Annotated in this window: 5 protein-coding genes; 4 read left to right on the top strand and 1 reads right to left on the bottom strand. The window is 71.1% G+C overall.

Annotated elements, in window-relative coordinates; translation table 11 throughout:
* Both G3I65_RS21730 and G3I65_RS21725 read left to right on the top strand, forming a co-directional pair.
* The coding region (locus G3I65_RS21730) for an SMI1/KNR4 family protein (protein WP_160697745.1) at positions 1-402 on the top strand (402 nt) is incomplete at its 5' end.
* Between the two features lie 10 nt (positions 403-412).
* A complete protein-coding gene (locus G3I65_RS21725; RefSeq protein ID WP_160697744.1) occupies positions 413-862 on the top strand; it encodes a GNAT family N-acetyltransferase in 450 nt (149 codons plus the stop codon).
* Here G3I65_RS21725 and G3I65_RS21720 read toward each other — a convergent pair.
* Positions 859-1203, bottom strand: a complete 345-nt coding sequence (locus G3I65_RS21720) for an oxidoreductase (protein ID WP_163046730.1) — start codon at positions 1201-1203, stop codon at positions 859-861. The two genes, G3I65_RS21725 and G3I65_RS21720, sit on opposite strands and share 4 nt — an antisense overlap.
* A 182-nt stretch (positions 1204-1385) precedes the next feature.
* Here G3I65_RS21720 and lpdA point away from each other — a divergent pair, with 182 nt between their 5' ends.
* Together lpdA and G3I65_RS21710 are read left to right on the top strand one after the other, a co-directional pair.
* A complete protein-coding gene (gene lpdA / locus G3I65_RS21715; protein ID WP_160697742.1) occupies positions 1386-2759 on the top strand; it encodes a dihydrolipoyl dehydrogenase in 1374 nt (457 codons plus the stop codon).
* Between the two features lie 55 nt (positions 2760-2814).
* Positions 2815-3738: biotin/lipoyl-containing protein (locus tag G3I65_RS21710; protein ID WP_203612454.1), on the top strand; the 924-nt coding region annotated here is incomplete at its 3' end.

Raw genomic sequence — 3738 nt, 5'->3', positions numbered from 1 at the left:
CTGGTCGCGGCCCTGCACGAGCGCTACCCGCCCGACCTCGGAGGCTGGCCCGAGCTGATCGCGGAGATCCGGCGCCTGCGCGGCGGCTCGCCCGCCCCTCCCCCGGCCTCGGAGGCGGCGATCCGTTCGGCGGAGCTGCGGCTGGGCGTCGTGCTGCCCCCGGACCACCGCGAGTTCCTGCGCACCTGCGACGGCCTCCCCGCGGACGTGGTCTTCCCCCGCTTGCTCGGCACCGCGGACCTGCGCGCCGAGAACGGCGTCGTGATCCTGGCGGACCCGGCGGTGCTGCTGCTCTCGGCCGGCCACGTGGTCGAGGTCGACCCCGTCCTCGGCACCACCGTCCACCCGACCTTCCGCGCCGCACTGGTCAAGCACGCCACCCTGCTCACCCAAGCCAGCTAGGTTGGTCCCGGTGACCCTCACCGCGGAGAAGATCACCCCGGCCAACGTCGCCGCCGCTTGTCAGCTGGCCGTCGAGCCGCACCAGAAGGGCTTCGTCGCGCCCGTCGCCGTCTCGCTCGCCGAGGCCTACACGCAGCCGGAGGTCGCCTGGCCGCGGTTGATCCTCGACGACGGTGAGCCGGTCGCCTTCGTGATGGGCGGCTTCGACCCGCACGCCGAGCTGGACTTCTTCCGCTGCGGGGTCTGGCGGCTCAACGTCGGCGCCGGCGTCCAGGGCCGCGGCTACGGCCGCTTCGCCGTCGAAACCGTCCTGGAAGAAGCGCGGCGACGGGGCAACACCACCGCCACCGTCCTGTGGATCCCCGCCGAAGGCGGCCCGGAGGACTTCTACCTCAAGCTGGGTTTCCGCCCGACCGGCCAGACCTTCCGCGGGGAGGTCGTCGGCCGGATCGAGCTTTAGACCTGCCCGCGCTTCTTGCGCTCGGTGTACTCGCGCATCCGCTTCGGGTAGCCGACCCGCGCGACCTCGTACACCGGGATGGACCGGCGGTGGCCGAACTGCTGCGCGGCTTCCAGGCTGCCGATGCGGCGCCGGGTCCATTCGCCGTCGTGGGCGATCAACACCACAGTGGTCTCGGTGACATTGGTCCGAGGCTCCACATAGGCCTCCACCCCGCGCCTCGAGGCCACCCACTCCTCGAGGTGCTTGGTGTCTTCCGAGCTGGCTTTCCGCAGCGTGCCGGCCCGTTGCCCACCCTTGGCCCGCCTGCGCAGCGAGTCGAAGAGCCCCACCACGACCACCTCTCCTCCCGAGACCTGGACCACTCATTATCCCGATGTCCACGTGTGGTCGGCGTCGCACACCCGGCTAGGTCGCAGCCCCGTCCGGCGTAGTGACAAGATGGCGGGTGTCGCGCGCGCGGTTATACCGCGCGCGGGCGACGACAGAGCACCACCCCACTGCTTGCCGAGGAGTTATACAAGTGACCGACACCTCCGCCGACCTCGTGATCCTGGGAGGCGGATCGGGCGGCTACGCCGCGGCGTTCCGCGCGGCCGAGCTGGGCCTTTCCGTCACGTTGATCGAGAAGGACAAGCTGGGCGGGACGTGCCTCCACCGGGGCTGCATCCCGACCAAGGCCCTGCTGCACGCCGCCGAGGTCGCCGACGAGACCCGCGAAGCCGAAGCGGTCGGCGTCAAGGCCGCCTTCGAAGGCATCGACATCGCCGGGGTCAACAAGTACAAGGACGGGATCGTCGCCCGCCTGTACAAGGGCCTGCAGGGCCTGGCCAAGGCGCACAAGGTGAACCTCGTCGAGGGCGCCGGCACGTTCGTCGGCGGCACGACCGTCGAGGTGGACGGCACCCGCTACACCGGCAAGAACGTCATCCTCGCCACCGGTTCGTACTCGCGCACGCTGCCGGGCCTGGAGCTCGGCGGCCGCATCATCGCCAGCGAGCAGGCCCTCGCCCTCGACTACGTCCCCAAGAAGGTCGTGGTCCTGGGCGGCGGCGTCATCGGCGTCGAGTTCGCCAGCGTCTGGGCCTCCTTCGGCGTGGACGTCACCATCGTCGAGGCGCTGCCGCGGCTGGTCCCGAACGAGGACGAGTTCGCGTCCAAGCAGCTCGAGCGCGCCTTCCGCCGCCGCAAGATCGCCTTCAAGACCGGCGTGAAGTTCACCGGCGCGAAGCAGGACGACAACGGCGTGAGCGTTTCGCTGGAGTCCGGCGAGACCCTCGAGGCCGACCTGCTGCTGGTCGCCGTCGGCCGCGGGCCGAACTCGGCCGGCCACGGCTACGAGGAGGCCGGCGTCAAGATCGAGCGCGGCTTCGTCATCACGGACGAGCGGCTGCGCACCAACCTGCCGAACGTCTACGCCGTCGGCGACATCGTCCCGGGCCTGCAGCTCGCGCACCGCGGCTTCCAGCAGGGCATCTTCGTCGCCGAGGAGATCGCCGGGCAGAACCCGCGCGTGATCGACGAGAGCGGCATCCCGCGGGTCACCTACTCGCACCCCGAGGTCGCGTCGGTCGGGCTGACCGAGTCGCAGGCCAAGGACAAGTACGGCGCCGACGTCACGACGTTCACCTACGACCTCGGCGGCAACGGCAAGAGCCAGATCCTCAAGACCTCGGGCGGCGTCAAGCTCGTCAAGGCGCCGGACGGCCCGGTCGTCGGCGTGCACATGGTGGGCGACCGCGTCGGCGAGCTGATCGGCGAAGCGCAGCTGATCTACAGCTGGGAGGCCTTCCCGGAGGACGTCGCACCCCTCATCCACGCCCACCCGACCCAGACCGAGGCCCTCGGTGAAGCGTTCCTCGCCCTCGCGGGGAAGCCGCTGCACGTGCACAGCTGACGTCCCACCAGCAGAATCCAGACCACGCAGAACTTGGAAGAGGAGTCAGCGAACGATGGCCTACTCCGTCACATTGCCGGAGCTCGGGGAGAGCGTCACCGAAGGCACCGTAACCCGGTGGCTCAAGCAGGAGGGCGACACCGTCGAGGTCGACGAGCCGTTGCTCGAGATCTCGACCGACAAGGTCGACACCGAGGTTCCGTCCCCGGTGGCGGGCACGGTCGTGAAGATCAGCGCCCAGGAGGACGAGACCGTCGAGGTCGGCGGGGAACTCGCCGTGATCGACGACGGGTCCGGCGGTGTCCCCGAGTCCTCCGCCCCCGCGCAGGAGGAGCAGAAGTCCGAGCCCGAACCGGAGCCGGAGCCTGAGCCGCAGGCCCAGGACAGCGCCCCGAGCAAGCCGGACACCGCGCCGGCCGCCGGCGGCGAAGGCACCGAGGTGAAGCTGCCCGAGCTGGGCGAGAGTGTCACCGAGGGCACCGTCACGCGCTGGCTGAAGGCGGTCGGCGACTCGGTCGAGGTCGACGAGCCGCTGCTCGAGATCTCCACCGACAAGGTCGACACCGAGGTCCCGTCGCCGGTGGCCGGCACGGTGCTGGAGATCCGCGCGGGCGAGGACGAGACCGTCGAGGTCGGCGGTGTCCTGGCCGTGATCGGTGACGCGAACGCGGCGCCGAAGGCCGAGGCCAAGCCGGAGCCCAAGCCCGAGCCGAAGCCGGAACCCAAGCCGGAGCCGGTCCAGGAGACCAAGCCCGAGCCCAAGCCGGAACCGAAGCCCCAGTCGGCTCCGCAGGCTGCCCCGGCGGCCGCCGCCACGCAGTCGGCCCCGGCCGCCGCGGCGAAGGACGGCTCGGCGGACGGCCCGTACGTCACGCCGCTGGTCCGCAAGCTGGCGACCGAGCACGGCATCGACCTCGCGTCGCTGACCGGCAGCGGGGTCGGCGGCCGGATCCGCAAGCAGGACGTCCTGGCCGCGGCC

Source organism: Amycolatopsis sp. SID8362 (assembly GCF_010550475.1).
Classification (GTDB): Bacteria; Actinomycetota; Actinomycetes; order Mycobacteriales; family Pseudonocardiaceae; genus Amycolatopsis; species Amycolatopsis eburnea.
Note: the sequence above shows the minus strand (reverse complement) of the source record. Positions and strands in the feature narration are given on the sequence as shown.